This window comes from bacterium (genome assembly GCA_036524115.1).
GTDB lineage: Bacteria > JAUVQV01 > JAUVQV01 > JAUVQV01 > DATDCY01 > DATDCY01.
Genome location: DATDCY010000343.1, coordinates 1 through 1591 on the forward strand (window position 1 = coordinate 1; position 1591 = coordinate 1591).

Sequence of the window (1591 nt, forward strand, 5' to 3'; positions counted from 1 at the left end):
ACGCGGCGGCGTTCGACACCCATGGGGACGCGCGGGCCGGGGCGCGACTGGCGGCCTGGGTGCGCGGCCTGCCTGCCGGCACGCTGGTGGCAGGGGCGGTGCGCGACGAAGCGTCCCTTAACCTGGCTGCCCCGGCGCGCCGGCTCGCGGTGCTCCGGCCCGTGTCCCTGGTGCTTCTTCCCGTGCTCGGCGACGGGCTTGGCGGCAGACTTGGCGGCAGGCTTCGCGGCGCCCGCCGCCGGCTCCTTCGCGCCGAAGAGCTTCTTCAAGAGCTTCCTGATCATCGTCTCGCTTGCTTCCTTTCGCGCCGGGTTAGAACTTCTCGGTCAGGTCGAAGAGCTTCTGGTACTCGCGGATCGCGTAGCGGTCGGTCATGCCCGCGAGGTAGTCGCACACGATCCGCTCCGGCCCGCTCGCGCCGATGTGGGCCCGGAAGTTGGGGGGCAGCAGCTCCTGGTCGTCGAGGTACGCCTGGAACAGCTCGCCGAGGATCCGCTCCGCCTTGACCTCCATCCGCCGCACCCGGTAGTGGTGGTAGAGGTTGCGGTTGAGGAACCCCTTGAGCTCCTGGAACTGCTCCGCCATGAGCGGGCTGAGGGACGCCGCCGCCCGCGGTGCGGTGCGGGCGTCGTCCGGGGTGCGCAGGCCCAGGTCGTCGATCGCGGCGAGCGTCGACTGCCCGCAGTCGGCGATGAGCATCCCGATGAGGCAGCGGATCGCCCCGGCGACCACCAGCCGCGCCGGCCCGCCCGGCGCCTCGCGCTCGGCGTCGGCGTGGCAGACCTCCCAGAGCGGCGCCTCGTGGAGCGAGCGGAACGAGATCAGCTCCGAGGAGATGCCGTCGTCGAGGTCGTGTGCGGTGTACGCGATCTCGTCGGCCAGGTTGGCGACCTGCGCCTCGAGCGAGGGGAGGTGCCCGGGCGCGTACTCCTCGGCGGTGCCGGCGGGCTCGTCCCAGTCGGTCCGGTGCTTCGCCAGCCCCTCGCGCGTCTCCCACGCGAGGTTGAGCCCGCGGAACCCCGGGTAACGGTGCTCGATGACCTCGACGACCCGCAGGCTCTGGCGGTTGTGCTCGAAGCCGCCGAAGGGGCGCATCATCGTGTCGAGCACGCGCTCGCCGGAGTGGCCGAAGGGCGCGTGCCCCAGGTCATGGGCCAGCGCGATCGCCTCGACGAGGTCCTCGTTGAGCCCGAGCATCCGCGCGAGGCTGCGGCCGATCTGGGCGGTCTCGAGCGAGTGTGTGAGCCGGTTCCGGAAGTGGTCGCCCTCGTGGTAGATGAAGACCTGCGTCTTGTACTCCAGGCGCCTGAACGACGTCGCGTGGATGATCCGGTCGCGGTCGCGCTGGAACGCCGTGCGGTGGGACGGCTCGGGCTCCGGGTGGCGCCGGCCCCGGCTCGAGCTGCTGCGGCAGGCCCAGGGGGCGAGCAGGATGTCCTCGCGCTCCTCGAGGCGCTCGCGCGTGTTCAGGCCGATCAACGGAAGCACCCGAGCTGGCAGCCGGTGATCTTGATGCCGAGCCGCTGCACCGCGCGCCCGGCCTCCGCTGTCGGGACGCCCTGCGCCGCGGCGACGCGAAAGACGGTGGCGC

General features: G+C 72.1%; 2 protein-coding genes. Both read right to left on the minus strand.

The features are described from left to right. The coding region (locus VI078_16960) for a hypothetical protein (protein HEY6000978.1) at nucleotides 1-284 on the minus strand (284 nt) is incomplete at its 3' end. 28 nt (nucleotides 285-312) lie between these two features. Next, on the minus strand, nucleotides 313-1476 hold the full coding sequence (locus tag VI078_16965; protein HEY6000979.1) for a deoxyguanosinetriphosphate triphosphohydrolase: 1164 nt from the start codon (nucleotides 1474-1476) through the stop codon (nucleotides 313-315). Nucleotides 1477-1591 lie beyond the last annotated feature (115 nt).